This is a genomic window from Limnohabitans sp. (assembly GCF_046052825.1).
GTDB lineage: Bacteria > Pseudomonadota > Gammaproteobacteria > Burkholderiales > Burkholderiaceae_C > Limnohabitans.
In genome coordinates this window covers 1-26,874 of record NZ_JAVLFP010000033.1, presented here as the reverse complement: position 1 = coordinate 26,874, position 26,874 = coordinate 1, and the positions used below count along the sequence as shown (strand labels likewise).

21 protein-coding genes and 1 tRNA gene are annotated in these 26,874 nt (G+C 58.2%); 16 read left to right on the top strand and 6 right to left on the bottom strand.

Translation table 11 applies throughout. The annotated features are described in order from the left end of the window. Positions 1-24 precede the first annotated feature (24 nt). The 11 genes from pal (at position 25) to ACKWJN_RS05210 (ending at position 11,062) form a co-directional block, all read left to right on the top strand. Entirely contained in the window at positions 25-552 is a 528-nt protein-coding gene (gene pal / locus ACKWJN_RS05260; protein WP_408595177.1) for a peptidoglycan-associated lipoprotein Pal, read from the top strand. Further along, positions 549-1,292, top strand: a complete 744-nt coding sequence (ybgF, locus tag ACKWJN_RS05255) for a tol-pal system protein YbgF (protein ID WP_408595175.1) — start codon at positions 549-551, stop codon at positions 1,290-1,292. Before pal ends, ybgF begins: the two co-directional genes overlap by 4 nt. Further along, entirely contained in the window at positions 1,289-2,401 is a 1,113-nt protein-coding gene (locus ACKWJN_RS05250) for a YeeE/YedE family protein (protein ID WP_408595173.1), read from the top strand. Before ybgF ends, ACKWJN_RS05250 begins: the two co-directional genes overlap by 4 nt. Beyond that, positions 2,398-3,177 carry a ThiF family adenylyltransferase gene (locus ACKWJN_RS05245; protein WP_408595171.1) on the top strand — a complete coding sequence of 260 codons (780 nt, stop codon included), beginning with the start codon at positions 2,398-2,400 and terminating at the stop codon, positions 3,175-3,177. Before ACKWJN_RS05250 ends, ACKWJN_RS05245 begins: the two co-directional genes overlap by 4 nt. A gap of 51 nt (positions 3,178-3,228) precedes the next feature. Further along, positions 3,229-3,304 (top strand) — tRNA-Lys (locus ACKWJN_RS05240). A gap of 174 nt (positions 3,305-3,478) precedes the next feature. Next, positions 3,479-3,721, top strand: coding sequence for a hypothetical protein (locus ACKWJN_RS05235; RefSeq protein ID WP_408595169.1), 243 nt, complete (start codon positions 3,479-3,481; stop codon positions 3,719-3,721). A gap of 344 nt (positions 3,722-4,065) precedes the next feature. Then, positions 4,066-5,175, top strand: coding sequence for an efflux RND transporter periplasmic adaptor subunit (locus ACKWJN_RS05230; RefSeq protein WP_408595167.1), 1,110 nt, complete (start codon positions 4,066-4,068; stop codon positions 5,173-5,175). Between the two features lie 12 nt (positions 5,176-5,187). Next, the gene (locus ACKWJN_RS05225) at positions 5,188-8,343 is read left to right on the top strand and encodes an efflux RND transporter permease subunit (protein WP_408595165.1); all 3,156 of its coding nucleotides are present in this window, start codon (positions 5,188-5,190) and stop codon (positions 8,341-8,343) included. After that, on the top strand, positions 8,336-9,751 hold the full coding sequence (locus tag ACKWJN_RS05220) for an efflux transporter outer membrane subunit (protein ID WP_408595163.1): 1,416 nt from the start codon (positions 8,336-8,338) through the stop codon (positions 9,749-9,751). The genes ACKWJN_RS05225 and ACKWJN_RS05220 overlap by 8 nt, the downstream gene beginning before the upstream one ends. Before the next feature lie 4 nt (positions 9,752-9,755). After that, positions 9,756-10,268, top strand: a complete 513-nt coding sequence (locus ACKWJN_RS05215; protein ID WP_408595161.1) for a hypothetical protein — start codon at positions 9,756-9,758, stop codon at positions 10,266-10,268. Next, positions 10,262-11,062: a hypothetical protein gene (locus ACKWJN_RS05210; protein ID WP_408595159.1), complete on the top strand. Its 801-nt coding sequence runs from the start codon at positions 10,262-10,264 to the stop codon at positions 11,060-11,062. Before ACKWJN_RS05215 ends, ACKWJN_RS05210 begins: the two co-directional genes overlap by 7 nt. Here ACKWJN_RS05210 and ACKWJN_RS05205 read toward each other — a convergent pair. Genes ACKWJN_RS05205 through dapC form a run of 5 tightly spaced genes read right to left on the bottom strand, consistent with a single transcriptional unit; the run spans position 11,056 to position 17,261 of the window. Further along, a complete protein-coding gene (locus tag ACKWJN_RS05205) occupies positions 11,056-13,089 on the bottom strand; it encodes an ABC-F family ATP-binding cassette domain-containing protein (RefSeq protein ID WP_408595157.1) in 2,034 nt (677 codons plus the stop codon). The genes ACKWJN_RS05210 and ACKWJN_RS05205 overlap by 7 nt on opposite strands. Continuing rightward, positions 13,086-13,994, bottom strand: a complete 909-nt coding sequence (gene prmB, locus ACKWJN_RS05200) for a 50S ribosomal protein L3 N(5)-glutamine methyltransferase (RefSeq protein ID WP_408595156.1) — start codon at positions 13,992-13,994, stop codon at positions 13,086-13,088. The genes ACKWJN_RS05205 and prmB overlap by 4 nt, the downstream gene beginning before the upstream one ends. Beyond that, on the bottom strand, positions 13,994-15,163 hold the full coding sequence (gene dapE / locus ACKWJN_RS05195) for a succinyl-diaminopimelate desuccinylase (RefSeq protein ID WP_408595154.1): 1,170 nt from the start codon (positions 15,161-15,163) through the stop codon (positions 13,994-13,996). Before dapE ends, prmB begins: the two co-directional genes overlap by 1 nt. A gap of 25 nt (positions 15,164-15,188) precedes the next feature. Further along, complete coding sequence (gene dapD, locus ACKWJN_RS05190) at positions 15,189-16,025, bottom strand: 2,3,4,5-tetrahydropyridine-2,6-dicarboxylate N-succinyltransferase (RefSeq protein ID WP_408595152.1); 837 nt, start codon at positions 16,023-16,025, stop codon at positions 15,189-15,191. 12 nt (positions 16,026-16,037) lie between these two features. After that, entirely contained in the window at positions 16,038-17,261 is a 1,224-nt protein-coding gene (dapC, locus tag ACKWJN_RS05185; protein WP_408595150.1) for a succinyldiaminopimelate transaminase, read from the bottom strand. Between dapC and ACKWJN_RS05180 the strand changes: the two genes are divergently transcribed. The 5 genes from ACKWJN_RS05180 to ACKWJN_RS05160 are packed head-to-tail and all read left to right on the top strand — an operon-like array spanning position 17,260 to position 25,227. After that, positions 17,260-17,649, top strand: coding sequence for an Hpt domain-containing protein (locus ACKWJN_RS05180; protein ID WP_408595148.1), 390 nt, complete (start codon positions 17,260-17,262; stop codon positions 17,647-17,649). The two genes, dapC and ACKWJN_RS05180, sit on opposite strands and share 2 nt — an antisense overlap. Positions 17,650-17,677: 28 nt before the next feature. Continuing rightward, positions 17,678-21,193 carry a chromosome segregation protein SMC gene (smc, locus tag ACKWJN_RS05175; RefSeq protein WP_408595146.1) on the top strand — a complete coding sequence of 1,172 codons (3,516 nt, stop codon included), beginning with the start codon at positions 17,678-17,680 and terminating at the stop codon, positions 21,191-21,193. 14 nt (positions 21,194-21,207) lie between these two features. After that, on the top strand, positions 21,208-22,512 hold the full coding sequence (locus ACKWJN_RS05170) for a cell division protein ZipA C-terminal FtsZ-binding domain-containing protein (RefSeq protein WP_408595144.1): 1,305 nt from the start codon (positions 21,208-21,210) through the stop codon (positions 22,510-22,512). Positions 22,513-22,527: 15 nt separating this feature from the next. Then, positions 22,528-24,663, top strand: a complete 2,136-nt coding sequence (gene ligA, locus ACKWJN_RS05165; protein ID WP_408595143.1) for an NAD-dependent DNA ligase LigA — start codon at positions 22,528-22,530, stop codon at positions 24,661-24,663. A gap of 27 nt (positions 24,664-24,690) precedes the next feature. Next, positions 24,691-25,227, top strand: coding sequence for a peptide deformylase (locus ACKWJN_RS05160; RefSeq protein WP_408595141.1), 537 nt, complete (start codon positions 24,691-24,693; stop codon positions 25,225-25,227). A 45-nt stretch (positions 25,228-25,272) separates the two neighbouring features. Here the strand turns inward: ACKWJN_RS05160 and ACKWJN_RS05155 are convergent. Further along, the coding region (locus ACKWJN_RS05155) for an HD domain-containing protein (protein WP_408595139.1) at positions 25,273-26,874 on the bottom strand (1,602 nt) is incomplete at its 5' end.

Genomic DNA, 26,874 nt, shown 5'->3' with positions numbered 1-26,874 from the left:
TTGTATTTCCTAACCGAGACCCCCATGAAAAAACATCTTTTACTCATTGCCCTTGTGGCGTTTTTGGCAGGTTGCGCGTCGGGCGTCAAACTCGATGACGTACCGGTTGACGATCGATCAGGATCAGGTACTGCGGCCTCAGGCAGTGCGGGGGTGGCAGGCCTCGATGCACGCGGTTTGAGCGGTATCGCAAACGGGGGGGGCGTCAAAGCCGGCCCCGCTGGCGTGGAGACCACCTTGTATTTCGATTACGACAGCTACAGCATCAAGCCAGAATTCCAAAGCATGTTGGATGCACATGCTCGATTTCTACGAGCCGATAAAAATCGCAAAGCTGCCATCGAAGGACACACCGATGAACGTGGTGGACGCGAATACAACTTGGCCTTGGGTCAAAAACGTTCCGAAGCGGTGCGCCGCGCTCTGACTGTTTTGGGTGTGCCAGACAGCCAGATTGAAGCCGTCAGTTACGGAAAAGAAAAACCCGCTTCTACTGGCACTGACGAGTCTTCATTTGCTAAAAACCGTCGTGCTGAGATCAGCTACCGATGAGCACGTCTTTGCGCTTTCAATTTCACGCGTTGGCTTGCTTGACGGCTTTGGCTGTGGGGCCTGGTGCACATGCGGCTTTGTTTGAAGATGACGAGGCACGTCGTGCCATTTTGGACTTGCGCCAACGCGTCGAGCGACAAAACGAAGTCATTCAGCAAACTCAGCGCAGCTTGTTAGAGCAGCAAAATCAGTTCGAAGCTGTACGCGCCGAGATCGCACGTCTGAGGGGCGAAAAAGAACAGCTCTCGCAAGAGTTGCGGATGCAACAAGATGCCAGCAAAGCTGCCAATCTTGCTGTACAAGAGCGTTTGCGAAAATTTGAACCGATCCAGGTGAAAGCCGATGGCGTCGAATTTTTGGCCGAGCCTGCAGAAATCAAAGCCTACGACATGGCCTTGGCCGTCTTTCGGCAAGGTGACTTCGTGAATGCCAGCTTGTTTTTTGGCGACTTTGTGAGGCACTACCCCAGCAGCGGTTACACCGCATCGGCCTTATTTTGGCTTGGCAACGCACAGTACGCCAACCGAGATTACAAAGAGTCCATTCGCAATTTTTCTGCCTTGTTGGCCAAATCGCCGGATCACCCTCGCGCGGCTGAAACCATGCTCTCGATTGCCAATTGTCAGTTGGAGCTCAAAGACCTCAAAGCAGCTCGCAAATCCCTGGAAGATGTGATGAAAATTTATCCTCAATCTGAAGCTGCCAGTGCCGCGCGCGAACGATTAGCCAAATTGAAATGAACGAACTTTCCGCCCTGAACCAGCAAATTTTGTGGGTATTTTTTGGCATCGCCTTTGCTGTGGGGGCGATCAGTCACAGGACACACTTTTGCACCATGGGTGCAATTGCCGATGTCGTCAACATGGGTGACTGGACCCGCGCCCGCCAATGGGTGTTAGCCATTGGTGTGGCCATGGTGGGATTTGCCGCCTTGGTGCAATCGGGCGCCATCGATCCGAGCAAAACGCTTTATGCGAACGGCCGCTTCATGTGGTTGTCGTGTGCACTGGGTGGCGTCATGTTTGGCTATGGCATGGTCATGGCATCGGGTTGCGGCAACAAAACCTTGGTGCGGATCGGCGCTGGCAACCTCAAGTCTTTGGTGGTTTTTTTAGTGCTGGGCTTGAGTGCGTTCGCCACGCTCAAGGGCATCACTGCGGTCTTGCGTGTCAACACAGTGGATGCCGTTGCGATGGCGATGCCTAATGGTGCAGACCTTGGTGCGTTGCTCGCAGCCACAAGCCAAGCGTCGTCCGCTCAAGCCGGGATTTGGAGTGGCTATGTACTCGGCATCATTTTGATTTTGTGGGTACTGCGGCATGCCGATTTTTGGAGCTTTGAAAATTTAACCGCTTCTTTTGGCATAGGTTCTCTCATCGTTGCCGCATGGTGGGTGAGTGGCTCGCTTGGCTTTGTTCCTGAACACCCTGACACCCTCGAGGCTGTTTATTTGGGCACCAGCTCTGGCCGCATCGAAGCCATGAGCTTTGTGGCACCCGTCGCACAAACCCTGGATTGGTTGCTTTTTTTCAGTGACAAATCCAAAGTTTTGACAGTGGGCGTGATGTCGGTGGTCGGTGTTGTGGTGGGTTCCGCTGCCTCAGCCTTGCATCAACACACGTTTCGCTGGGAAGGTTTTGCCAACGTTAGTGACTTATCACAGCACCTCGTGGGGGGCGTGTTGATGGGGGTAGGTGGTGTCACGGCCATGGGCTGCACCTTTGGGCAGGGCCTCAGTGGCATCTCCACATTGAGTCTGAATTCTTTTGTTGCGGTTGCTGCCATCGTCTGCGGTGCAGTGTTGTCGATTCACCATCAAGTGGCTCGCTTGGAGCGCAGTCTCGCGTGAACGTAGACCACGATTCAGATCGTCGCTTTTCAGGTCTTGACCGTCTTTACGGCGTGGTGGGGGCCCAACGCATCCGCGACGCACACGTGGCTGTGATTGGTATTGGGGGTGTTGGTTCTTGGGCTGTTGAGGCACTGGCGCGCAGCGGCGTAGGTCGTTTGACTTTGGTCGACTTGGACCATGTGGCCGAGTCCAATATCAACCGTCAAATTCATGCCCTCGACGACACCGTAGGACAAGCCAAAGTGCTTGCCATGCGCGACCGAATTGCGCACATCAACCCCAACTGCAACGTTCAGTGCATCGAAGAATTTGTAGAGCCCGCCAACTGGCCTGAAATTTTGGGTACGCCAATTTCTGCGGTGATCGACGCATGCGACCAAGTCAAAGCAAAAACCGCCATGGCAGCGTGGGCCTTGCAGCACAAAGCCTTGTTCATCAGCGTGGGCGCGGCTGGGGGCAAACGTTTGGCGCACGCAGTGGATATCGACGATTTGTCGCGCACGACGCACGATCCTTTGTTGGCACAACTGAGATACCGTTTGCGTCGTGAACATGGGGCACCACGCGATGGGAAAAAAATGGGCTTAGCTTGCGTTTTCAGTCGCGAAGCCGTAGCTCCTCCAGATCCCAGTTGTGCGGTCGCTGGGGACGGCAGTTTGAACTGTCATGGCTATGGCTCGGTTGTCAGCGTGACTGCCACTTTTGGTCAATGTGCAGCAGGGTGGATGATCGATCAAATTTCTTTGGGTGCTCTGGAAAAAACTAAAAAATAGCGCTATAATTTGAGGCTTCGCGACACAGTGGAAACACCGTAGTTTCGAGTTGGGACCATAGCTCAGTTGGTAGAGCAGCGGACTTTTAATCCGTTTGTCGTGGGTTCGACCCCCGCTGGTCCCACCAAGTTTGAAAGCACTTTGTACGCAAGTACAAAGTGCTTTTTCTTTTGAAATTTAAAAGCACAACCCAACCTGAGCAACTGCGTCATCATTGTGTTGCACACTCTACAAGTTATCGAGTGTGGCCGTTATGTCTGATACCTCAAAAGAGCGATAATTTTGAAAGGAGGGTATGAAGATGAATAAATCTCCATTTATTTTGGCGGCAGTTTTATCGTTATTCGGCTGCACCACCTCAAAGCCTGATGTTCCCGCCGCAAGTGCAACAGCGGTCATTATTCGATCTGCGGCCTCGGATAAGGAAATCGAAAATGAGTTGGCATTTGCTGAATCCGAATGTAAAAAAAGTGGAAAGTCAGCCATTGCAATTTCTGTCAGCTCGACAAATAAGATTAAATATATATTTGAATGTGTCAAGTGAGGCTTGTGGGTTGACGCATTGATTACGTCTACTCCTATCAATTGTTATCAGTTGATCTTGCGGGCTCACCATCAGTTCACGTTATCAGCGCATTTGCGAATTCATCAAAATAAGCAGCTGCATTAATCCATTGACATTTTTTATCAGAACATGTGAGGCAAAATCAATGCCCTCAACCAAGAAGGTTACGCATGCCAGTGTCTCGGCCCCTTTTGCGCTCAAATCACACCTTGAGTAGAAGTTTTAAGTTTTACTCCTTTTTGATTGCATTATCGTTGGTGGCTTGTGGCGCCAAAGTTGACACTCCTGTCGGGGGAGGGAATGGTGGCCCACCCCCCGCCACAGTGGGCGTCATCACGGTCACACAACAAACCGTCGCGCTTCAAACTGAATTGCCAGGTCGAGTCAGCCCCTTGCGTGTGGCGCAGGTGCGCGCCCGCGTCAATGGCGTGGTGTTGAAACGCCTGTTCCAAGAGGGCAGTGTGGTCAAAGCGGGGCAAGCCTTGTTTCAAGTCGATCCTGAACCCTACCGCGCTGTGTACGACAGCGCGCAAGCCAGTTTGGCCAAAGCACAAGCGAATCTGTGGCAAGCCAATGCACAAGCCGTTCGCTACAAACCTTTGGTCGACGCCAATGCAGTCAGTCAGCAAGAATTCACAGCGGTTCTGACAGCGCAAAAACAAGCTGAGGCGGATGTGGCGTATGCCACTGCGGCCCTTCAAAGTTCGCGCATCAACCTTGATTACGCCACGGTGACGGCGCCTATCTCTGGACGCATTGGCCAAGCCTTGGTCACCGAGGGTGCCTTGGTGAGTCAAACCGAGGCCACCCAATTGGCGCTGATCCAACAAACCGACAGCGTGTATGTGAACTTCACCCAATCGACGACAGACGTTTTGAATTTGCGCAAGGCCATCGCGGCCAAACAGATGCGCAGCGCAGCCGACGGCTCTGTTGCAGTGCGTGTGGTTCTAGAAGATGGCAGTGAGTTGCCCCGTGCTGGCAAATTGTTGTTCACCGATGTCACGGTCGATCCCACATCAGGTCAAGTGACTTTGCGCGCAGAAGTGCCCAACACCGAGGGCTTGTTGTTGCCCGGCCAGTTTGTTCGCGTGCGCTTATCCCAAGCGCAAATACCAAAGGGCATTGCGTTGCCCCAGCAGGCGGTGACACGCACGGGCCAAGGCGACACGGTGCTGGTGATTGGGCCTGACAACAAACCTGTGCCCCGGTCCGTCAAAGTCGGTGCGGCCCAAAACAACCAGTGGCTGATCTTGGAGGGTTTGTCGGTGGGTGAGCAAGTCATTGTGGATGGGTTTCAAAAAATGATGGCGCCAGGAGCGCCTGTCAAAGCCGTGCCGTGGAACGCACAAGCTCCCAATGCTGTTGCCTCGCCCGCTTCTGCGCCCGCATCACTTGCGGCCTCTGCCTCAAGTCCGTCAGCCAGCAAATAAGGGCCGACAGCCATGGCGCAGTTCTTCATCAACCGTCCCATCTTTGCATGGGTGATCTCGCTTTTCATTTTGGGGCTGGGCGGCCTGGCCATCACGCAGTTGCCAGTTTCTCAATACCCGCCGGTGGCTCCGCCGTCGATCTTGATCACGGCGGGTTATCCAGGTGCCTCGGCCCAAACACTGGAAGACAGCGTGTTCAGCGTGATCGAGCGCGAAATGAACGGCTCGCCAGGCATGATCTACATGGAGTCGGTCGCCCAAGCCAACGGCACTGGCACGATCAGCATCAGCTTTGAACCCGGCACCAACCCCGATCTCGCACAGGTCGATGTGCAAAATAGGCTCTCACGCGCAGCACCTCGATTGCCAGCAGCCGTCACCCAACAAGGCGTTCGGGTTGAAAAAACGCGCACCAATTTTTTGGTCTTCATCATGCTGTCTTCGGACACGCCTGACTTTGACATCGTGGCTTTGGGCGACTTCGCCTCTCGCAACGTGCTGCCCGAAATTCAACGCCTGCCAGGTGTGGGACAAGCCCAATTGTTTGGCACCGAGCGGGCCATGCGCATTTGGATTGATCCTGCCAAGTTGACGGGTTTCAATTTGTCGGCGGGTGACGTGAACAATGCCATTCGTGCGCAGAACGCGCAAGTGTCCTCGGGCACCATGGGTGACTTACCCAACGTCAACACCCAATCCATGTCGGCGACCGTGGTGGTGGATGGCCAACTCAACAGCGTGGAACAGTTTGCCAACATCATCTTGCGTGCCAACACCGATGGTTCGGCGGTTCGTTTGAAGGACGTAGCCCGGATTGAATTGGGCGCGCAAACCTACGCCACATCCGCGCGTTTGAATGGCAAGCCCGCCGCCGGTATCGGTGTTCAACTCTCGCCCACAGGCAACGCCATGGCGGCAGCCAAAGCCGTACGAGACCGGATGGCTGAGTTGGAGGCTTATTTTCCGAAAGGGGTTCATTGGAGCATTCCATACGACAGCTCACGCTTCGTCAAAATCTCCATCGCCCAAGTGGCTGAAACCTTGGTCGAGGCCATCGTCTTGGTGTTCTTGGTGATGTATTTGTTCTTGCAGAACTTCCGCTACACCATCATTCCCACCATTGTTGTTCCCGTGGCATTGATGGGCAGTTTTGCCACGCTGATGGCCTTGGGCTTCTCCATCAACGTGTTGACCATGTTCGGCATGGTGTTGGTGATTGGCATCGTGGTGGATGACGCCATCGTGGTGGTGGAGAACGTCGAGCGCATCATGAGCGAGGAGGGGCTAGACCCTCTGGTCGCCACCCGCAAGGCCATGGGTCAAATCTCAGGCGCCATCATCGGGGTGACCGTGGTGTTGATTGCGGTGTTTGTGCCCTTGGCCTTTTTCAAAGGTTCAGTGGGCAACATTTACCGCCAGTTTTCTGCCGTCATGGTGAGCTCCATCGCGTTCTCTGCCTTCATGGCTTTGTCGCTCACCCCAGCCTTGTGCGCCACCTTGCTCAAACCGGTGGAAGCTGGACACCACCATGCCAAGACCGGATTCTTTGGTTGGTTCAACCGAGGTTTCACGCGCACTGCCAAAAACTACGAAAGTTGGGTCGCTCGCATGCTCCAGCGGGCGGCGCGCTATTTGCTGATTTATTTGGCCATCATCGTGGCCGTGGTGGTGATGTACCAGCGTCTGCCTACGTCTTTCTTGCCCGGCGAAGACCAGGGCAATATTTTGGTCAACGTACAGTTGCCACCCGGTGCCACCCAACAACGCACCCAGGCTGTGATGGAGCAGGTCGAGGGCTTTGTCCTGAAGCAGCCCGAAGTGCAAAGCATGGTGGGCATTTTGGGATTCAGCTTTTCAGGCCAAGGGCAAAACGCAGGCCTGGCTTTTGTCACCCTCAAGGATTGGGCCGAACGTTCTGGCCCCATGCAGTCGGCGCAAGCCCTGGCAGGTCGTGCGTTTGGGGCACTCATGGGCGTACGTGATGCGTTCATCTTTCCTTTGAGTCCACCGCCCATTCCTGAGTTGGGCACGGCCTCAGGCTTTACTTTCCGCTTGCAAGACCGCGCAGGCAAAGGGCACGACGCGTTGGTCGCGGCGCGCAACCAACTGCTTGGCCTGGCATCTAAGAGCCCTGTGTTGACACAAATCCGTCCTGATGGTTTGGAAGATGCGCCGCAATTGCAAATCGACATTGACCGTGACAAAGCCAATGCTTTGGGTGTGAACTTTGATGCCATCAACACCACCCTCTCAACCGCCTTGGGTTCGGCCTACATCAACGACTTTCCGAACCAGGGCCGCTTGCAGCGGGTGGTGGTGCAAGCTGACACCTCGGCGCGTATGCAGCCCCATGAGTTGATGCGCGTGACGGTACCCAATGCGCAAGGCAAACCGGTGCCCATGTCGGCATTTGCCAGCACGCGCTGGATCAAGGGCGCCATGCAAACCGTGCGTTACAACGGTTACCCTGCCATGCGCATTGGCGGTTCGGCTGCGCCTGGTTACAGCTCTGGCGCTGCCATGGAGGAGATGGAACGACTCATGACCCAACTGCCTGAAGGTTTTGCTTTTGAGTGGACAGGGCAATCGCGCGAAGAAAAATTGGCGGGATCACAAGCCGTCATCTTGTACGGCTTTGCCGTGCTGGCCGTTTTCTTGTGTTTGGCGGCTTTGTACGAAAGCTGGTCAATCCCCCTGTCGGTGATTTTGGTGGTGCCCTTGGGGGTGTTGGGGGTGGTGCTGGCCACGTGGATGCGTGGCTATGCCAACGATGTCTACTTCCAGGTTGGATTGATCACCATCATTGGCTTGTCTGCCAAAAATGCCATTTTGATCATCGAGTTTGCCAAAGACTTGCACGCGCAGGGACACAGTTTGGTGGACGCCGCGCTGGCTGCGGCCCACATGCGTTTTCGCCCCATCTTGATGACTTCCATGGCGTTCATGTTGGGTGTTCTGCCTCTGGCCATTGCCAGCGGTGCAGGCTCTGCCAGCCAACGTGCCATCGGAACAGGCGTCATTGGTGGCAGCTTGTTGGGCACGGTTTTGGCGGTGTTTTTTGTACCCATCTTTTTCGTGGTGGTGCGCAGCATCTTCAAAGGCAGCGAACGTCAACATCGATTCGATGCGGAACATGGCCATCAAATTGGAGTCGACACGCATGACTGATCAGACCTTGAGACGCATGCCCATCCTGTGCTGGGCCACTGGTGTCATCGCCGTTTTGGGTTTGACAGCTTGTAGCTTGATTCCAAAGTACGAACGACCTGAGGCTCCCGTGCCCGCTCAATTTGCCGATGCAACCGCCCGTGCTTCTGTTGACCCACGTGCGGGAGCGGCTGATATCGCTTGGCAAGATTTTTTCAGAGACAGACGCCTGCAACGCTTGATTGAACTGGCGTTGCAAAACAACCGCGACCTGCGTGTGGCGGTGCTCAACATCGAGCAAACGCGTGCCTTACTCCAAGTCAAACGTGCCGATGAGCTGCCTACCGTCAATGCCGGTGTCACCGGTTCACGCGTCCCAAATTCATCGGCCAGCATCACCAGCACCTTCACCGCTGGCTTGAGTGTGACCTCTTACGAGGTGGACTTGTTTGGTCGCGTGCGCGCCTTGAGTCAGGCTGCACAAGCCCAGTTGTTGGCCAGCGAAGAAGCGCGCAAAACCGTGCACATTGCCCTGGTCGCCTCAGTGGCCAATGCCTACTTGAATGTGCGTGCCGATGAGGCCTTGCTGCAGATTGCCCGTGACACCGTGGCGTCACGCGAAACGTCGCTGCGACTCACGCAGCTCAAGTTCAACAACGAAGCTGCGTCGCAGCTTGAGCTGAGCTTGGCCCAATCCTTGTTGGAAGGTGCCAAAGCCAGCTTGGCACAATTCAACCGTCAGCGCGCGCAAGACAACAACGCACTGGTCTTGTTGCTCGGCCAAAGCCTGCCCGCCGATTTGCCCGAGGGCTTGCCACTGACACAACAAGCTTTGCTGCCCGACTTGCCCGCAGGCACACCCGCAGAGTTGCTGTTGCGCCGCCCCGATGTGCGTCAAGCCGAACAACTGCTGCTGGCCAACAACGCCAACATAGGTGCTGCACGCGCCGCCTTTTTTCCGCGCATCAGCTTGACGGGCAGCGCTGGTTTGGTCAGCGGTGAAATGAACAGCTTGTTCAACAATGGCAGCGCTGCGTGGTCGTTCACGCCACAAGTGTTGATGCCCATCTTTGATGCCGGTCGTAACCAAGCCAACCTAGACGCTGCCAAAGTGGGCCGAGACATCGCCGTGGTGCAGTTCGAAAAAACCATCCAAGTGGGCTTTCGTGAAGTCTCCGACGCCTTGGTTGCACGTGACACCTACAACGAACAGGTGCGTGCCCAAAGCGCACAACTTGCAGCTGAAGAAACACGCTTGCAACTCACCGACCTGCGCTACACCCAGGGTGCCTCCAACGCCTTGGAGTTGCTCGATGCCAAACGTTCGCTGTTTGCCACGCAACAAGCCACTGTGCTGGCGCAAGTCCAACAGGTGCAAAGTTTGGTCAACCTTTACAAGGTTCTGGGGGGCGGTTGGACGGCAAAATAAGGGCATGACCGAAGTCTTGTTTGCCGCTTATTTCGTCGTCTTATTGGCGACGCTGGTTTTCAAAACCCCTACCGTCAAAGGCCCTTGGCTTTTTTTGCTGCGTGCCTTTTTTCCTAACTGGAAGTTCTTTCATGCGGTGGGCCATGTGCCCCAGTTGTTCGCGCGCGCATCAACGCTCAGCCAAGCCGGTGACAGCGCGTGGTCGGATTGGGTGTTGATTTACCCACGTCGTGCCCGACGCTGGTTTCATTTGCTGCACAACCCCGACACCAACCTGGGGCTCGCCCAACAAAATCTGGTGGACCACTTTTGGGCCGATCTGTATGACTTGCCAGACGACGCAGATCCACGTGGTCTGGTGACCTATGCCATGGTGTCGCGCCTGGCGCAGCAGGTCCTGCGCGCCCAGCACCCCGACATGCACCACTACCAGTTTGAGTTGCGCATGGTATTGTCAGACCGCACCCACGTGGTCGATACCCAAGTGATGATGACCGCACCGGTGGCGCCATGCTGATCGACACGCCCATGGTGCTGGCTATTCGGGCCTTGGAAATCTTGTTTGCCTTCAGCCTGGCCATTCAGACGCTGGAGTTTTTGCGCATGGGCCCAGCCACCGCCAGCGACGGTCTGTGGTCATGGACACTGCAACGTGCCGACATTCCACAGGATTGGATGCGGCGGGCACTGGACGGTGTGTTTGCACCTGCGGTGCATCGCGTGCATCTGTGTTTGCGCTTGGCTGCTGCACTGTGGCTGGCGCTGTCTGGCAGCTCGCTGGGCTTGGTGGCGGGCCTGTTTGCCAGCAACGTCTTGGTGTTGATCCGCTGGCGAGGGGCCTTCAACGGCGGCAGCGACTTTTTGACGGTGGTGGTGTTGACGGGTTTGCTGATCGCGCAAGTGGTTGGGGTTTGGGGCGATGTGGTGTTGGGCTGGCAAGCCGGGCTGTGGTACATCACCATCCAAGCCCTCACGTCGTACTTTATGTCGGGATGGGTCAAACTGCTGCGGCGCGAATGGCGCAGTGGGGCAGCCATGACCATTTTTTTGAACGCCGCCATTCACGGACCTTTGTCACCCCGCCATCCGCTGCGCAACCGTGGCGTGGCCCTGTTGGGGGCGTGGGCCTTCATCGTCTGGGAGTGTTGCGCGCCCTTGGCCTTGCTCAGCCTCGAACTCGCCACGCTGTTTTGTGGCGTGGCTGCGGTGTTTCACTTCTTGGTGTTTTGGTTCTTTGGCCTGAACCGCTTTTTCTGGGCCTGGTTGGCGTCATTTCCCGCCATCCTCTGGTGTGCCACCCAGTTTCAGTGAACCGCGCTCTCGAGTTGCTCCATCGCCTCGGTCAGCTCTAGCCAACGCAATTCCAGTGCGGCCAACTCGTCTTCGACGGTCTTGAGGCGTTTGCCCGCTTCTGCAATCTCAGCGGGTGCCAGCGTACTGGCCAGCTTGTCGTGCAGGCTTTGCTTTTCAGCTTCCAGGGTAGCCATGGTTTTTTCAATGCCGTCCTGCTCTTTTTTCAGCGGACGTTTTTTCTCATGGATCTCTTTGCGCTGTTGGGCATCGTCTTTGCGTTGGTCGCGCGAAGCGATCGGCGCTTTGGCTTGGGATGCTTGCACTGCCGCCACCGCAGGGGCAGACACGCTGACAGAGACAGGTGCTTTCGCTGCCAAGTTGGCAGCGGCTGTGGCCTCGGCGCGCAAGCGCTTGGCTTCGTCCAGCAAGTAGCGCTGGTAGTCGTCCAAGTCGCCATCAAAGGGCGCCACACCACCGCGCGACACCATCCAGAACTCGTCGCACACGGCGCGCAACAAGGCGCGGTCGTGGCTGACCAACATCACCGTGCCTTCAAACTCGTTGAGCGCCATGCTCAAGGCCTCGCGGGTGGCCAGGTCCAAGTGGTTGGTTGGCTCGTCCATCAGCAGCAGGTTGGGGCGTTGCCACACCAGCATGCACAGCACCAAGCGGGCTTTCTCGCCACCGCTCATGCTGCCCACGGCCTGCTTGACCATGTCGCCGCTGAAATTGAATTGACCCAAAAAGCTGCGCAGGTCTTGCTCGCGGGTGGCCTGGCCCGCAATCTTGCCTTCGCTGGTGAGTTTCTTGACCAAATCAATCATGTGTTGCAGCGGCGTGTCCGCCGGGCGCAGCACATCAAGTTCCTGTTGGGCAAAGTAACCAATGTTCAGGCCTTTGCCTTCGGTGACTTCACCGCCCAGGGCCGCCAAGTCACGCGCAATGGTTTTGACCAAGGTTGATTTGCCCTGACCGTTGGCGCCCAAGATGCCAATGCGTTGTCCTGCCAGCACCGAGCGGCTGACGTTTTGCACAATCACCGTGGGTGGTGTGCCCGCTGGCGCATCGTCGGGCGCTGGGTAGCCAAAGCTCACGCCTTGCATGGACAGCATGGGGTTGGGCAAGTTGGCAGGCTCTTTGAATTCGAAGTTGAAGTCGGCATCGGCCAACAGCGGCGCAATTTTTTCCATGCGGTCAAGTGCTTTGACCCGGCTTTGCGCCTGCTTGGCTTTGCTGGCTTTGGCCTTGAAGCGCGCGATGAACTTTTGCAAGTGGGCAATCTTGTCTTGCTGTTTGGAAAACGCGTTTTGTTGCAGCTCCATTTGCTCGGCGCGCATGTCTTCAAACTTGCTGTAGTTGCCACCGTAGCGGACCAACTTGGCCGCGTCGATGTGCAAGGTCACATTGGTCACAGCATCCAAGAATTCACGGTCGTGGCTGATCACCACCATCGTGCCTTCGTAGCGCTTGAGCCAGGCTTCGAGCCACACCAAAGCATCCAAGTCCAAGTGGTTGGTGGGTTCGTCGAGCAACAGCAAATCGCTCGGGCACATCAAGGCGCGCGCCAGTTGCAAGCGCATGCGCCAGCCGCCTGAAAAACTGTTGACCGGGTTGTGCAATTCCGTGGTTTTGAAACCCAGACCCAAGATCAAGGCTTGCGCTCGCGAGGCGGCATCGTGTTCTCCGGCGTCGTACATCGCCATGTAGGCGTGTCCCATGCGGTCACCGTCGCCGGAGGCTTCGGCAGCGGCCACCTCGATGCGCGCGTCGGTGAGCACGGTGTCGCCTTCGATCACAAACTCGGTGGCGCTTTGGTCGGTCTCGGGCATGTCTTGGGCCACCTGGCCCATGCGCCACTGGCTGGGGATGTAGTACTCGCCCGCATCTTCGTGCAAGCCACCATTCAGTAAAGCAAACAGCGACGACTTGCCCGCACCGTTGCGGCCGACCAAGCCTACTTTTTCTCCGGGATTGAGGGTGACCGAGGCACTGTCGAGCAACACCTTGGCGCTGCGGCGCAAGGTGACATTTTTCAAAGTAATCATGGGGGGAGAGCGCCTTGCGTTAACGCGGTGTGTGTGAGGAGTAAGACCTGGTCGTCACCAGCACTGGTCGATAGCCACACGACATCTAAATGGGGAAAGGCTGCTTCAAAGTGATCGCGTTCGTGGCCAATTTCAAGCACCAAGACCGCGTGTTCGCTCATGTGTGCGGGCGCGTCGCGCAGCAATTGACGGATGAAATCCATACCGTCGTCGCCACCGGCCAGCGCGAGGGCGGGCTCAGCCTTGAACTCAGCGGGCAGAGTGGCCATGCTTTGGCTGTTCACATAGGGTGGGTTGCACAAAATCAAATCAAACAGTCCCTCGGCCTGACGCAGTCCATCGGACTGGGCCAGCGTCATGCGGGCTTGCAGACCATGGCGTTCGATGTTGATGTGAGCCACCTCGAGCGCGTCTTTGGACAGATCCAAGCCGACCACGGTGATGTCCGGAAACGCCAAGGCAGCCAGGATCCCTAGGCTGCCATTGCCCGTGCACAGATCAAGCACGCGGGTGGTGTGGGGATCTAACCAGGGGTCGATGCTGCCTTCAGCCAGGACCTCGGCCATGAGTGAGCGCGGCACGATGGCGCGCTCGTCAATGTAGAACGACACGCCCTGCAACCACGCTTCTTGCGTGAGGTAAGCCGCGGGTTGGCGCGAATCAATGCGTTGTTGGATCAAGGCTTGCACATCGGCGACTTGCTGAGGTGACAGCGCCACGTCGTAAGCTGGATCCCCCCAATCGATGTCCAGTGGCAACCCGAGTCGCCACAACACCAACCATGCGGCCTCATCGTCGGCGTTGGTGGTGCCTTGGCCAAAGCTGAGTTGACCTGCCGCATGGGCGACCTTTAACTGTTGCGCGCTGAGGGCCACCAGCGCACTGAGGGTGAGGGCAGACGTCATCAGGCTTGGGCGCCAGAGGCCAAGCCGTTGAGCTGCTCCAGCACGCGGCGGTAAATGTTTTTCAGAGGTTCGATGTCGGCCACGGCCACGCATTCGTCGATCTTGTGGATGGTGGCATTGCAAGGGCCCAGTTCAATCACCTGTGGGCACACCTGGGCGATGAAGCGACCATCGCTGGTGCCGCCCGTGGTGGAGAGTTCGGTCTCGATGCCGGTTTCGTCCCGGATGGCGGTTTGCACCGCGCCCACCAAGTCACCTGGTGGTGTGAGAAAGGGCAAGCCACTGATGGTCCAGCTCAATGTGTACTGCAAGCCATGTCGGTCCAGCACGGAACACAGGCGCTGCTGCAACTGCTCGGGGGTGGACTCGGTGCAAAAGCGAAAGTTGAAGTCAACCACGCAAGTGCCCGGTATCACGTTGCTCGCGCCCGTGCCTGCGTGGATGTTGCTGACTTGCCAACTGGTGGGTGGGAAGAATTCGTTGCCCCGGTCCCATTCGATCGCCACCAAATCGGCCAAGGCAGGGGCTAAAGCATGGATCGGATTTTTGGCCAGTTGCGGGTAGGCGATGTGGCCTTGCACACCTTGGACTGTGAGCTTGCAGCTCATGCTGCCCCGGCGCCCGTTTTTGATCATGTCGCCCGTGCGTTGCACCGAGGTGGGTTCGCCCACGATGCACCAATCCAACTTTTCGCCGCGGGCTTTGAGGGTTTCGCAGACCTTGACCGTGCCATCCACGGCAGGGCCCTCTTCGTCGCTGGTGAGCAAGAAGGCGATGTTGATCAAAGGCGCTGACTGCGTGGTCACAAACTCTTCACACGCCACCAGCATGGCCGCCAGCGACGTCTTCATGTCGCTGCTGCCTCTGCCGTACAGCAGGCCATCACGGTGGGTCGGGGTGAAGGGGTCGCTGGACCACTGGTCAATGGGGCCGGTGGGCACCACATCGGTGTGACCGGCGAACACCAGGGTTTTGGCGTTGGGCTGTGTGCTGCGTCGAATCGCCCACAGGTTGCTCACCCGAAAGCTCTCGGGCCCGCTGTCGAGCCGCTCACATGCAAAGCCCAGGGGCCTCAGGCGCGCTGCCATCAGATCCAAGCAACCCGCGTCCTCGGGAGTCACCGAGGGACGGGAGATCAATTGTTCAGTGAGTTGCAGCGTGCGAGACATGGGAGCGCTTTGTCAGAACAGTCGATCAGTCGCGCAACAAGTCGTTGATGCTGGTCTTGGATCGGGTTTGTGCGTCCACGCGCTTGACCACGATGGCGGCATACATGCTGTAAGGCGCGCCATTGGCGGCCGTTTTCGGCAGGTTGCCGCTGACCACGACCGAACCGCTGGCCACACGGCCATAGCTGATCTCGCCGGTGGCACGGTCGAAGATGGGGGTGCTTTGGCCGATGAACACGCCCATGCCCAGCACGGAGTTTTCTTCGATGATCACGCCTTCCACCACTTCCGAGCGCGCGCCGATGAAGCAGTTGTCTTCGATGATGGTGGGGTTGGCCTGCAAGGGCTCCAACACGCCGCCAATGCCCACGCCACCCGACAGGTGCACGTTCTTGCCGATTTGTGCGCACGAGCCCACGGTGGCCCAGGTGTCGACCATGGTGCCAGAGTCCACGTAAGCGCCGATGTTCACGTAAGAAGGCATCAAGATCGCACCCGAGGCAATGAAGCTGCCACGACGCGCCACGGCGGGCGGCACCACGCGAACACCAGCGGCTTTCATGTCTTCATCGCTGAGGTGAGAGAACTTGGTTTTCACTTTGTCGTAAAAGCCCAGCTCGCCCGCCTTGATGATTTCGTTGTCATTCAAACGAAAGCTCAACAACACAGCCTTCTTGAGCCATTGGTGGGTGGTCCATTGGCCCACGCCATCACGGGTGGCCACGCGCAGGCGACCGGCATTGAGTTCAGCAATGACGTGGTCCACTGCTTCGCGCACTTCGTGGGTGGCATTGGTGGCGTTGATGTTGGCGCGGTTGTCCCAAGCGTTGTCGATGATGTGTTGGATTTGGTGTTGAGCCATGGTTGTCTTCTCTTAGGTGGATGAAGGGTTGGTGTTTCGGATGAACGCCACGATGCGTTGCGCAGCTTCCAGGCATTCGGCGGTTTCTGCCACCAGGGCCATGCGAATTCGGCCGGCGCCGGGGTTGAAGCCCTTGGCATCGCCAATGAAGTGACCTTCGCGCGTCAAGTAGCTGCCCGGCAAAACGGTCACATTGTATTGAGCCAGCAAATCCCGTGCGAACGCCACGTCATCGCCACCTGGCACTGCGGCCCACAGATAAAAGCCTGCATCGGGCAAACGCACGTCCATCACCTGCGCCAACAAGGGCGTGACGGCCGCAAATTTGTCGCGGTACATGGCTCGGTTGACCACCACATGCGCCTCGTCGTTCCAAGCCGCCACGCTGGCGGCTTGCACCATGCCACTCATGGCACTGCCGTGGTAGGTGCGGTAGAGCAAAAACTGTTTCAAGATGGCGGCGTCGCCCGCCACAAAACCGCTGCGCATGCCTGGCACGTTGCTGCGTTTGGACAAACTGGTGAAGGCCACCAGATTTTTAAAATCGTGACGCCCCAGCTGGAGGGCGGCTTCTAGCCCGCCCAAAGGCGGCTCCTCGCGGAAGTAAATCTCGCTGTAACACTCGTCGCTGGCAATCACAAAACCGTAGCGGTCGCTCAGGGCAAACAGTTTTTCCCAGTCGGACAAGGGCATGACAGCCCCTGTGGGGTTGCCGGGCGAGCAGACAAACAGCAGTTGGGTGTGGGCCCACACGCTGTCGGGCACGCTGCCCCAGTTGACGTTGAAGTTCAGGGCCGGGTCGCTCGGCGCGTAATAAGGTGAAGCGCCCGCCAGCAAGGCTGCGCCTTCGTAGATTTGGTAAAACGGATTGGGGCAAACCACCGTGGGCGTTTGCCGTGTGGGGTCAATCACGGTTTGAGCGAAGGCAAACAGGGCTTCGCGCGAGCCATTCACCGGCAACACCTGGGTGGCAGCATTCAGGACCACACCGTAACGGCGTTGCATCCACTCGGCACAAGCTTCTCGCAAGGCCGGTAGGCCGGCGGTGGCCGGGTAAGCGGCCAAGGCTTGGGTGGCCTGGGCCAAGGCATCTAACACCAAAGGCGGCGTGGCATGGCGCGGCTCGCCGATGCCCAGGCTGATGGGCGTGAAGGCTGGGTTGGGTTGGATGGGGGCAAACAACTGTTTCAGCCGCTCAAAAGGATAGGGCTGGAGGCGAGAAAGCAAGGGATTCATGGCTGCTATTATCTCTGCCCCGCCTATGAACAACCTCACCACACCCCCTTTTATCTGGCTTGATTTGAGCGGCGCCCAAGAATTTGCCGCGGATGAAGCCCAGATGCGCGAATTGATGGCTACTTTTGAACACAGCCTGTCCCAAGAAGTGGCCAGTATTCAAAGCAACTTAGCGGCCAACAACGGTTTGAAGGTGGAGCTTTCTTTGCATGCCCTCAAGGGCTTCATGTCACTGTTTTCAGCACCCGCTTTGGCCCAAGCTGTGGCCGAGCTCTACCAACACAGCCGTGAGCAACCCTTGGACGCCACACGTGAGGGGTTTCAATCGATCCTGCCCAATTTAGAGGCACTCTTGGCCGAGGTTCGCATTTGGTCCAGCCGTTTATGATCACCCCTCTCCCTCAAGAGGTCTTTCGGTGCGTCTGAATTCCATCAAGTTATCGGGTTTCAAGTCTTTCGCGGAACCCACCAATTTCCTGTTACCCGGCCAGTTGGTCGGCGTGGTGGGCCCCAACGGTTGCGGCAAATCCAACATCATGGATGCCGTGCGCTGGGTGCTGGGCGAAAGTCGCGCCAGCGAGCTGCGTGGCGAGTCCATGCAAGACGTCATCTTCAACGGCACCACCACCCGCAAAGCGGCCAGCCGCTCCAGCGTGGAACTGGTGTTTGACAACGCCGACCACCGCGCTGGCGGCCAGTGGAGCCAGTTTGCCGAGATCGCCGTCAAGCGCGTGCTCACCCGCGATGGCACCAGCAGTTACTTCATCAACAACCAGCCAGTGCGCCGCCGCGATGTGCAAGACGTGTTCTTGGGCACCGGTTTGGGCCCACGCGCCTACGCCATCATTGGCCAGGGCACCATCAGCCGCATCATCGAATCCAAGCCCGAAGAACTGCGCTTGTTTTTGGAAGAAGCCGCAGGCGTGTCCAAATACAAAGAGCGCCGACGCGAAACCGAAAACCGCCTCAGCGACACGCGGGAAAACCTGACCCGCGTAGAAGACATCCTGCGCGAGCTCAACGCCAACCTGGAAAAACTCGAAAAACAAGCCGAGGTGGCCAACCGTTACCACGCGCTGCAAGCCGACGTGACTTTGAAGCAGCAACAGCTGTGGTTCTTGCGCCGGGCTGAAGCAGAGGCTGACCAAGTGGGCCTCAAAACCCAAGCTGACAAAGCCGTCAACGAGCTCGAGTCACGCATTGCCGATTTGCGCCACATCGAGGCTGACCTGGAAACCGTGCGCCAAGCGCATTACGCCGCGGGCGATCAAGTCAACCAAGCCCAAGGCGCCTTGTACGAAGCCAGCGCCGAAGTCGGGCGCTTGGAAGCTGAGATCCGCTTTGTGGTGGAAGGGCGCCAACGCGCTGAAGCCCGCTTGGTGCAAATCAAAGAACAAACCGCCCACTGGGCCCAGCAAAGCGAGCAAGCACAGCAAGAAATTGAGACGTTGGCTGAACACGCTTTGAACGGTGAAGAGCAAGCCATGCTCTTGGCTGCGCAGGTGGAAGAGCAAGCCATGCAACTGCCCGAGCTCGAAGAAGCGTTGCGCACCGCCCAACAACGCAGCAACGAACAGCGCGCCAGCGTGGTGCAAGTTCAGCAGCACATCCAGGTGCTGGCCGCTGACCAACGCAACATCGAAGAACAGTCGCGTGCCCTCAACGCCCGCCACGAGCGTTTGAGTGCCGACCGCAATGCCTTGGCTTCCCCCGACGAGGCCCGTTTGAGCAATTTGCAAGCGCAGTTGCAAGAAGCACAGGCCCAGGCCGATGTCACCGCAGCGCAACTGGAAGACCTACAAACCAGCGTGCCCGAGTTGGATGAGGCGCGCCGCCAAGCTCAGCAAGCTGTGAACGTTGAGCAGACCAAGCAAGCCGATATCTCGGCCCGTCTGGAAGCCCTCAAAGCCCTGCAAGAAAAAGTGCAAACTGACGACAAACTCAAGCCTTGGTTGGTCAAACACGGCTTGGACAGCTTGCAGGCGTTGTGGAGCCGCATCCACATTGACACAGGTTGGGAAAACGCCCTGGAGGCCGCTTTGCGCGAACGCATGGCCTCCCTGGAAGTCAGTCGATTGGACATGGTGCGGTCTTTCAGCAACGACGCTCCTCCCGCCAAACTGGCGTTCTACACGCCCCCATTGGCGGCGGTGCCGGAGCCTGCTGCGTCTTTGCCACGTTTGTCTGATCTGCTGCGCCTCAACGACGCGGGTCAAAAAGCGCTGCTGGTTGATTGGCTCAGTGGATGCTTCACCGCCCCCAACCTGGACGAAGCACTGGCCAAGCGCAGCAGCTTGCAACCTGGCCAGGTGATTTATGTGCCGACGGGCCACGCCATCAGCGCCCACAGCGTGAGCTTTTATGCCCAAGACAGCGCGCAATCGGGCTTGCTGGCGCGTGCGCAAGAAATTGAAAACCTCGACAAAAGCACCAAGGCCCAAGCCCTGATCAGCGACGAAGCCCGCCACGCCCTGGTGCGCGCCGAAGCCGCCTACAGCGACGCTTCGCAACGCCTGGTGAGCATTCGCAACGAAGCCTCGGCGGCGCAAACCAACGCCCACGCCTTGCAGGTCGAGACCTTGCGTTTGTCGCAACTGGCTGAACAAACCCGCGCCCGCAGCGAACAAATCAGCGGGGACTTGGGCGAAGTCGAAGCCCAATTGGCCGAGTTGCAAGAGCGCCGCGTGGACGCCGAAGCACGGTTTGAAGAACTCGACATGCAATTGGCCGACAGCCAAGAGCGCCATGCCCAGTTGGACGAAGCCGTCATCAACGCCGAACGCCGTTTGAACGACAGCCGCGAACAACAACGCAGCCTAGAACGCCAGGCCCAAGAAGCCCAATTCACGCAGCGCAGCTTGGCCACGCGCGAGGCCGAACTCAAACGCGTCATCGACACGGCCACCCAACAGGCCGCCAACGTGGCGGTGGAAGAACAACGCGTACAAGAAGACCTGACGCGCTTGACGGATGCTGCGGCTCAAGCGGGCTTGCAAAATGCATTGAACATCAAGCTTGAGCGCGAAGCCGCCTTGGGTGCCAAACGCAGCGAATACGACGACTTGACCACCAAACTGCGTGCCAGCGATGAGCGTCGTTTGCAGCTGGAGCGTGAGCTTGAGCCTTTGCGTCAACGCATCACCGACTTCCAGCTCAAAGAACAAGCGGCCCGCTTGGGGCTGGAGCAATACACCCAGCTGCTCCTCGATGCACAAGCCGATATGGCCGCTGTGGCCGCGTCCATCGAACTCAACCACGTGCGCTTGGGGGGCTTGCAAGCCGAGATCGACCGTCTGCAGCGTGAGGTGGTGGCCTTGGGGGCTGTCAACCTGGCCGCCTTGGACGAGTTGGCCACAGCCACTGAACGCAAGACCTTTTTAGACGCGCAGTCGGCCGACCTGAACGAGGCCATGAACACCCTAGAGGACGCAATCCGCAAGATCGACGGCGAAACCCGCGAACTGCTGGGCGGCACCTTCAAGATCGTCAACGAGCACTTTGGCAAGATGTTCCCCGAACTGTTTGGCGGGGGCAATGCGCGTTTGGTGATGACCGGCGAAGAAATTTTGGATTCCGGCGTGCAGGTCATGGCCCAGCCACCGGGCAAGAAAAACCAGACCATCCACTTGCTGTCGGGCGGTGAAAAAGCGCTCACAGCCATTGCGCTGGTGTTTGCTATTTTCCAGCTCAACCCGGCACCGTTTTGCTTGCTGGACGAGGTGGATGCGCCGCTGGACGACGCCAACACCGAACGCTATGCCAAGCTGGTGTCGAGCATGTCCAAAGAGACCCAGTTCCTCTTTATTTCACACAACAAGATCGCCATGGAAATGGCAGAACAACTCATCGGCGTGACCATGCAAGAGCAAGGTGTCTCTCGCATCGTGGCCGTTGACATGGAGTCGGCCGTGTCCATGGTCGAAGCCGCTTGACCTCAAAGTAACCCATGAGCAGTCTTCAAATTGGTTTAGCCATCGCCGGGGGCGTGGTGTTGGCAGGTGTGGTGGCCCACAGCACCTGGACGTCGCGCAAAAACAAACCGCGTCAGGCTGAGCCCTTGCCAGAGCCGGTCGCCCATTCTGCGCAGCATGCAGGCCCGGCGGAGCAGCCTCAAGAGCCCACCTTCGACGACAGTCTCCCCGCCGAGCAAGCGCCTCTTCAAGCCAGGTCGTCGTCACACAGTGACGATCCGGTGGCGGACATGGCGCGTGTGATGATGCAACAAGCGACCCAACATGCCCAGCGTGTGCCAGACGAAGTAGAGCTGCAACGTCTGGCGGCAGAAAAAGCCGCTGATCGTGCCGCCGATGCCCGGGTGAACGCACAGCGGGCCATGCAGCACACGGCAGACAGTCACGAGCCCGGGATGGCACCGATGATTGCCAAAGTCATGGACGACGCCTCCTCCATGGCCTTGCCGATTGAAAAACGCCCCAGTCTCGACGCGCTGATCGATGTTTTGGCTGCCGTTGAGATAGACAGCCCCATCTCCGGTGAAGCCACGTTGGCTGCATTGCCATCCAGCCGACGCGTGGGCAACAAACTCTTCACGGTAGAGGGTTTGAATGCGGAGTCTGGTTTGTGGGAGCAACCCCGTCACAACCAGCGCTACAGCGCTTTCCAGGCTGGCGTTCAATTGGCCAACCGAATGGGCGCACTCAACGAGATTGAGTTCTCAGAGTTTGTGGTCAAAACCCAAAGCTTTGCCGACGCCATCAATGGCGCCCCTGAATTTCCGGACATGCTGGAAGAGGTGGCGCGTGCGCGTGAACTCGACAGCTTTGCCAGCGCCCACGATGCGCAACTGAGCTTCACCCTCAAAGCCACCAAGGCTGCCTGGAGTCCGGGCTATGTGCAACAAAACGCCGCGCGCTTGGGCTTTGTGGCGGGCGTGATACCAGGCCGCATGGTGGTGCCCGCGCCTGCGGTGGGCTTGCCCCCTGTACTGGGTTTGATGTTTGACACCCAAGCGGCGATGGCCGAAGACCCCGCCCAGTCGGCCATTCGTGAACTCACCTTGTCGTTGGACGTGCCCCAAGTGGACCGCCAAGAAGAACCCTTCGCGCGCATGGTTCAAACTGCCCACGAGTTGGCCCGAGTGATGGATGGCACGGTGACCGACGACAACGGCCAGCGTTTGTCAGAAGCTGCCATTGGCGGCATTGCCCGAGACTTGCTGGCCTTGTACGACACCCTGGATGCGCGCGACTTGTCGGCGGGGTCGCCGCAGGCGCGACGCTTGTTCAGTTAAGCCCGCTGCGGGCCTATGACGATCAACGCCCCCGCTGCCCGAGCTGCGCAACTGCGAGCCCAGTTGCACCACCACGGCCATCTGTACTACGTGCTGGATGCACCCACGATTCCCGACGCTGAATACGACCGCCTTTTCAAAGAGTTGCAAGCCCTGGAAGCGGCTCATCCAGAGCTGATCACCCCTGACTCTCCCACACAGCGCGTGGGCGGCCAACCTTTGGATGCGTTTGTCAGCGTGCGTCATGCCATGCCCATGCTGAGCATTCGCACCGAGACCGACACCGAAGCCTCTGGGGCCGAAGCCTTTGATGCCCGCATTCGCAAAGAGCTGTCCCTCACCGAGTCGGACCCTTGGGTGGACTATGTGGCAGAACTGAAGTTTGACGGCCTGGCCATGAGCCTGCGCTATGAACACGGCGTGCTGGTGCAGGCGGCCACGCGCGGCGACGGCGAGATGGGCGAGGATGTGACGCAAAACATCCGCACCATTGGGCAAATTCCGCTCAAACTCAACAGCCCGCCGGCTGGTGATTCCTTGTTTGACGAACCCGGTCTACGCGTCCCAGAGGTGCTGGAAGTACGCGGTGAGGTCTACATGGCACGGGCCGACTTTGAGGCGCTGAACGAGCGCCAACGCGCACGCATTGCACAAGGCATGAAGGGCGAAAAAACCTTCGTCAACCCCCGCAATGCAGCGGCAGGTGCGGTGCGTCAACTGGACCCCGCCATTGCCGCTGAGCGTCCTTTGAGCTTTTTCGCCTATGGGCTGGGCGAAGTGACGCCCGAGTCCGAAGGCGGGCCACACTTTGACACCCACTACGAGCTGCTGATGGCCTTGCGTCAATGGGGCTTTCCGGTGGCCGAACAAACCAGCACGGTACAAGGTGCGGCTGGCTTGGTGGCATTTCACCAGCGCATGGGGCAAGCACGCGACGCCCTGCCGTTCGACATCGATGGGGTGGTCTACAAAGTCAACCGTCTCGACTGGCAGCGTCAACTCGGCTTTGTCACGCGCGAGCCGCGTTGGGCCGTTGCGCACAAATACCCAGCGCAAGAACAACTCACCACCGTGCAAGCCATTGAAGTGCAGGTGGGGCGTACCGGCAAGCTCACGCCCGTGGCCAAGCTGGCGCCCGTGTTTGTGGGTGGGGTCACCGTGACCAATGCCACCTTGCACAACGAGACCGAAGCCCGCCGCAAAGACGTGCGGGTGGGTGACACCGTGGTGGTGCGCCGTGCCGGCGATGTGATTCCAGAGGTGGTGTCTGTGATGGCTGAAAAGCGCTTGCATGAAGCGCAAATCTTCACCATGCCCACCACCTGCCCGGTGTGCGGCAGTGCCGCCGTGCGCGAAGAAGACGAAGCCGATCACCGCTGCACCGGTGGCTTGTTTTGCAGCGCACAGCGCAAGCAAGCCATCCTGCACTTTGCCCACCGTCGTGCCGTTGAAATAGAAGACCTGGGCGACAAGCTGGTGGAGCAACTGGTGGACGCCGGGGTGGTCAACACCTTGCCCGACCTCTACCGCTTGGGGTTCACCGCGTTGGCAAGCTTGGACCGCATGGCCGAAAAATCGGCCAACAACGTGTTGGCCAGCATTGAAAAATCCAAGCAGACCACGCTGCCGCGCTTTCTGTTTGGCTTGGGCATTCGCCATGTGGGCGAAGCCACAGCCAAAGAACTGGCGCGTCACTTTGGCAAGCTCGACGCCATCATGGACGCCACCGTCGACCAATTGTTGCAAGTCGCCGATGTCGGACCCGTCGTGGCGCAGAGCTTGCGCACCTTCTTTGACCAAGCGCACAACCGCGAAGTGGTGGAGCAATTGCGTGCCTGTGGCCTGCATTGGCAAGAAGGTGAAGCCACTGCCGGGGCCAGCCTGCCGCTGATGGGTCAGACCTTTGTCTTGACCGGTACCTTGCCAACCCTCAGCCGCGACCAAGCCAAAGAGATGCTCGAAGCTTTGGGCGCCAAAGTGGCAGGCAGCGTGAGCAAGAAAACCCACTGCGTGGTGGCGGGTGCCGAAGCAGGCAGCAAGCTGGACAAAGCGCTGGAACTGGGCATCAAGGTGCTAGACGAGGCGGGCTTGTTGGCACTGGTCAGCGAACATGCAGTACTGGCGAGTGCCGGTCAACAAACGCTGCCTTGAGTGGCCAGGTCGCACAGAGAAACACACATGGCGGTACGCACGATTTTAAAAATGGGGGATGCGCGGCTGCTGCGCGTTGCCCAACCCGTGGCTCAGTTCAACACCCCCGATCTGCATGCCTTGATCCAAGACTTGGAGGACACCATGCAGGACGCCAATGGCGCTGGCTTGGCCGCACCACAAATTGGCGTGGATCTGCAGGTGGTGATCTTTGGCTCGGGCGAGTTCAATCCGCGCTATCCCGACGCTCCTGTGGTGCCGCGCACGGTGTTGATCAACCCGTGCCTCACACCTGTGGGCGATGCGCTGGAAGATGGTTGGGAAGGCTGTTTGTCGGTCCCCGGTCTGCGGGGTGTGGTGCCTCGTTTTCAGCGTTTGCGTTACCAAGGATTTGACACCCTGGGGCAAACCATTGACCGCACCGTGGAGGGCTTTCATGCCCGCGTGGTGCAACACGAGTGCGACCACCTGATGGGCACGCTTTACCCCATGCGCGTGCGTGACTTTTCGAAGTTTGGATTCACAGAGGTCTTGTTTCCAGGACTCGACAGCGCCGACGACTGACGTGCTTGCGCTCTGACAAGCATCCCGGCTGAGAAAGCAACCCGCTCAAACCTGCTGCAGCGCGTCCAACAACTCCGTCTCAATGGCCAGCTGCGATTTGTTGTGTTGCAAGGCGGCGCCATCGATCAAAAAGGTGTCTTCCACCCGTTCACCCAAGGTGCTGACTTTGGCCAAGAACAAATTGACCTTGTGGTTGGCCAAGACCCGCGCCACGCTGTAGAGCAGGCCAGCGCGGTCGCTGGCTGAAATGCTGAGTAGCCATTTTTGGGCACGTTCGTCGGGTTGCAGCGAAACGCGGGGCGCCATTGGAAAACTCTTGACGCGACGAGACACGCGCCCCCGGCTGGGTGCTGGCAACGGGATTGCTGCATCGATGGCCTGGGCCAAGCCCGTCTCCACCATGTTGATCAGATCGCGGTAGTGTTCCTCCAACCGCGAGGCCACCACTTGGAAGGTGTCGATGGCGTAGCCATTGCTGGCTGTGTGGACCTTGGCATCCAAGATGTTGAAACCGGCTTGGTCAAAGTAGCCACAGATGCGGGCAAACAAGTCGACTTGGTCTGGGGAATAAACCATCACCTGCAGGCCTTCGCCCACAGGCGACATGCGGGCACGCACCATCACACCCACCGATTTATCTTGGGTTTTCGCCTGGGCCAAACTGCGTGACAGCTGTCGGGTGTGCCATGCAATGTCAGATGCATCGTGGCGCATGAAATAGCCCACGTCCAAGGTGTCCCAGAGCGCTTTGTGCGCCTCAAAAGGCAGTGCGTAAAGAGCCAGCATGTGGAGCGCTTCGCGTTTGCGCGCCTCCACTTCGGCGTCTGGGTCAGGTGCTCTGCCACCCAAGGCACGCAAGGTGTAGCGGTAGAGGTCTTCGAGCAGTTTGCTTTTCCAGGCGTTCCAGACTTTGGGGCTGGTGCCGCGGATGTCTGCCACCGTGAGCAAGTACAGCGCGGTGAGGTTGCGCTCGTTGCCCACACGGTTGGCAAAGCCCTGAATCACATCGGGATCGCTCAGATCTTGCTTTTGGGCGATGTGGCTCATGGTGAGGTGCTCGGACACCAAAAACTCCACCAAGTCCGCATCGTCTTTGTCGATGCGGTGGTCTTTGCAAAAGCGCCGTACTTCGGCACGCCCGAGTTGCGAGTGGTCTCCGCCGCGGCCTTTGGCAATGTCGTGAAACAAGGCACCGGCGTACAAGATCCAGGGTTTGTCCCAGCCCGCAGCGAGCTGCGAGCAAAACGGGTACTCATGGGCGTGTTCGGCCATGAAAAAGCGCCGCACGTTGCGCAGCACCATCAAGATGTGTTGGTCGACCGTGTAGACATGGAACAGGTCGTGCTGCATTTGACCCACGATGCGGCGAAACACCCACAAATAGCGCCCCAAGACCGAGGTCTGGTTCATCAAGCGCATGGCATGCGTCAGGCCCTGGGGTTGTTTCAGGATACGTAAAAAAGTTTGGCGGTTGACTGGATCGCTGCGAAACTTGCCGTTCATGATCGGACGCACGTTGTACAAAGCGCGCAGCGTGCGGGCCGACAAGCCTTTGATGCCGACCGAGCTTTCGTACAGTTCAAAGGTTTCCAAAATCGCGTGCGGGTGTCGTTGGTACAGGTCGTCACTGGCGACTTCGATCAGGCC

What these genes read in the sequence shown, in the direction of transcription:
- pal (WP_408595177.1), top strand. Translation starts at nt 25, where the DNA reads ATGAAAAAACATCTTTTACTCATTGCCCTTGTGGCGTTTTTGGCAGGT.
- ybgF (WP_408595175.1), top strand. Translation starts at nt 549, where the DNA reads ATGAGCACGTCTTTGCGCTTTCAATTTCACGCGTTGGCTTGCTTGACG.
- ACKWJN_RS05250 (WP_408595173.1), top strand. Translation starts at nt 1,289, where the DNA reads ATGAACGAACTTTCCGCCCTGAACCAGCAAATTTTGTGGGTATTTTTT.
- ACKWJN_RS05235 (WP_408595169.1), top strand. Translation starts at nt 3,479, where the DNA reads ATGAATAAATCTCCATTTATTTTGGCGGCAGTTTTATCGTTATTCGGC.
- ACKWJN_RS05225 (WP_408595165.1), top strand. Translation starts at nt 5,188, where the DNA reads ATGGCGCAGTTCTTCATCAACCGTCCCATCTTTGCATGGGTGATCTCG.
- ACKWJN_RS05220 (WP_408595163.1), top strand. Translation starts at nt 8,336, where the DNA reads ATGACTGATCAGACCTTGAGACGCATGCCCATCCTGTGCTGGGCCACT.
- ACKWJN_RS05215 (WP_408595161.1), top strand. Translation starts at nt 9,756, where the DNA reads ATGACCGAAGTCTTGTTTGCCGCTTATTTCGTCGTCTTATTGGCGACG.
- ACKWJN_RS05210 (WP_408595159.1), top strand. Translation starts at nt 10,262, where the DNA reads ATGCTGATCGACACGCCCATGGTGCTGGCTATTCGGGCCTTGGAAATC.
- ACKWJN_RS05205 (WP_408595157.1), bottom strand. Translation starts at nt 13,089, where the DNA reads ATGATTACTTTGAAAAATGTCACCTTGCGCCGCAGCGCCAAGGTGTTG.
- prmB (WP_408595156.1), bottom strand. Translation starts at nt 13,994, where the DNA reads ATGACGTCTGCCCTCACCCTCAGTGCGCTGGTGGCCCTCAGCGCGCAA.
- dapE (WP_408595154.1), bottom strand. Translation starts at nt 15,163, where the DNA reads ATGTCTCGCACGCTGCAACTCACTGAACAATTGATCTCCCGTCCCTCG.
- dapD (WP_408595152.1), bottom strand. Translation starts at nt 16,025, where the DNA reads ATGGCTCAACACCAAATCCAACACATCATCGACAACGCTTGGGACAAC.
- ACKWJN_RS05180 (WP_408595148.1), top strand. Translation starts at nt 17,260, where the DNA reads ATGGCTGCTATTATCTCTGCCCCGCCTATGAACAACCTCACCACACCC.
- dapC (WP_408595150.1), bottom strand. Translation starts at nt 17,261, where the DNA reads ATGAATCCCTTGCTTTCTCGCCTCCAGCCCTATCCTTTTGAGCGGCTG.
- ACKWJN_RS05170 (WP_408595144.1), top strand. Translation starts at nt 21,208, where the DNA reads ATGAGCAGTCTTCAAATTGGTTTAGCCATCGCCGGGGGCGTGGTGTTG.
- ligA (WP_408595143.1), top strand. Translation starts at nt 22,528, where the DNA reads ATGACGATCAACGCCCCCGCTGCCCGAGCTGCGCAACTGCGAGCCCAG.
- ACKWJN_RS05160 (WP_408595141.1), top strand. Translation starts at nt 24,691, where the DNA reads ATGGCGGTACGCACGATTTTAAAAATGGGGGATGCGCGGCTGCTGCGC.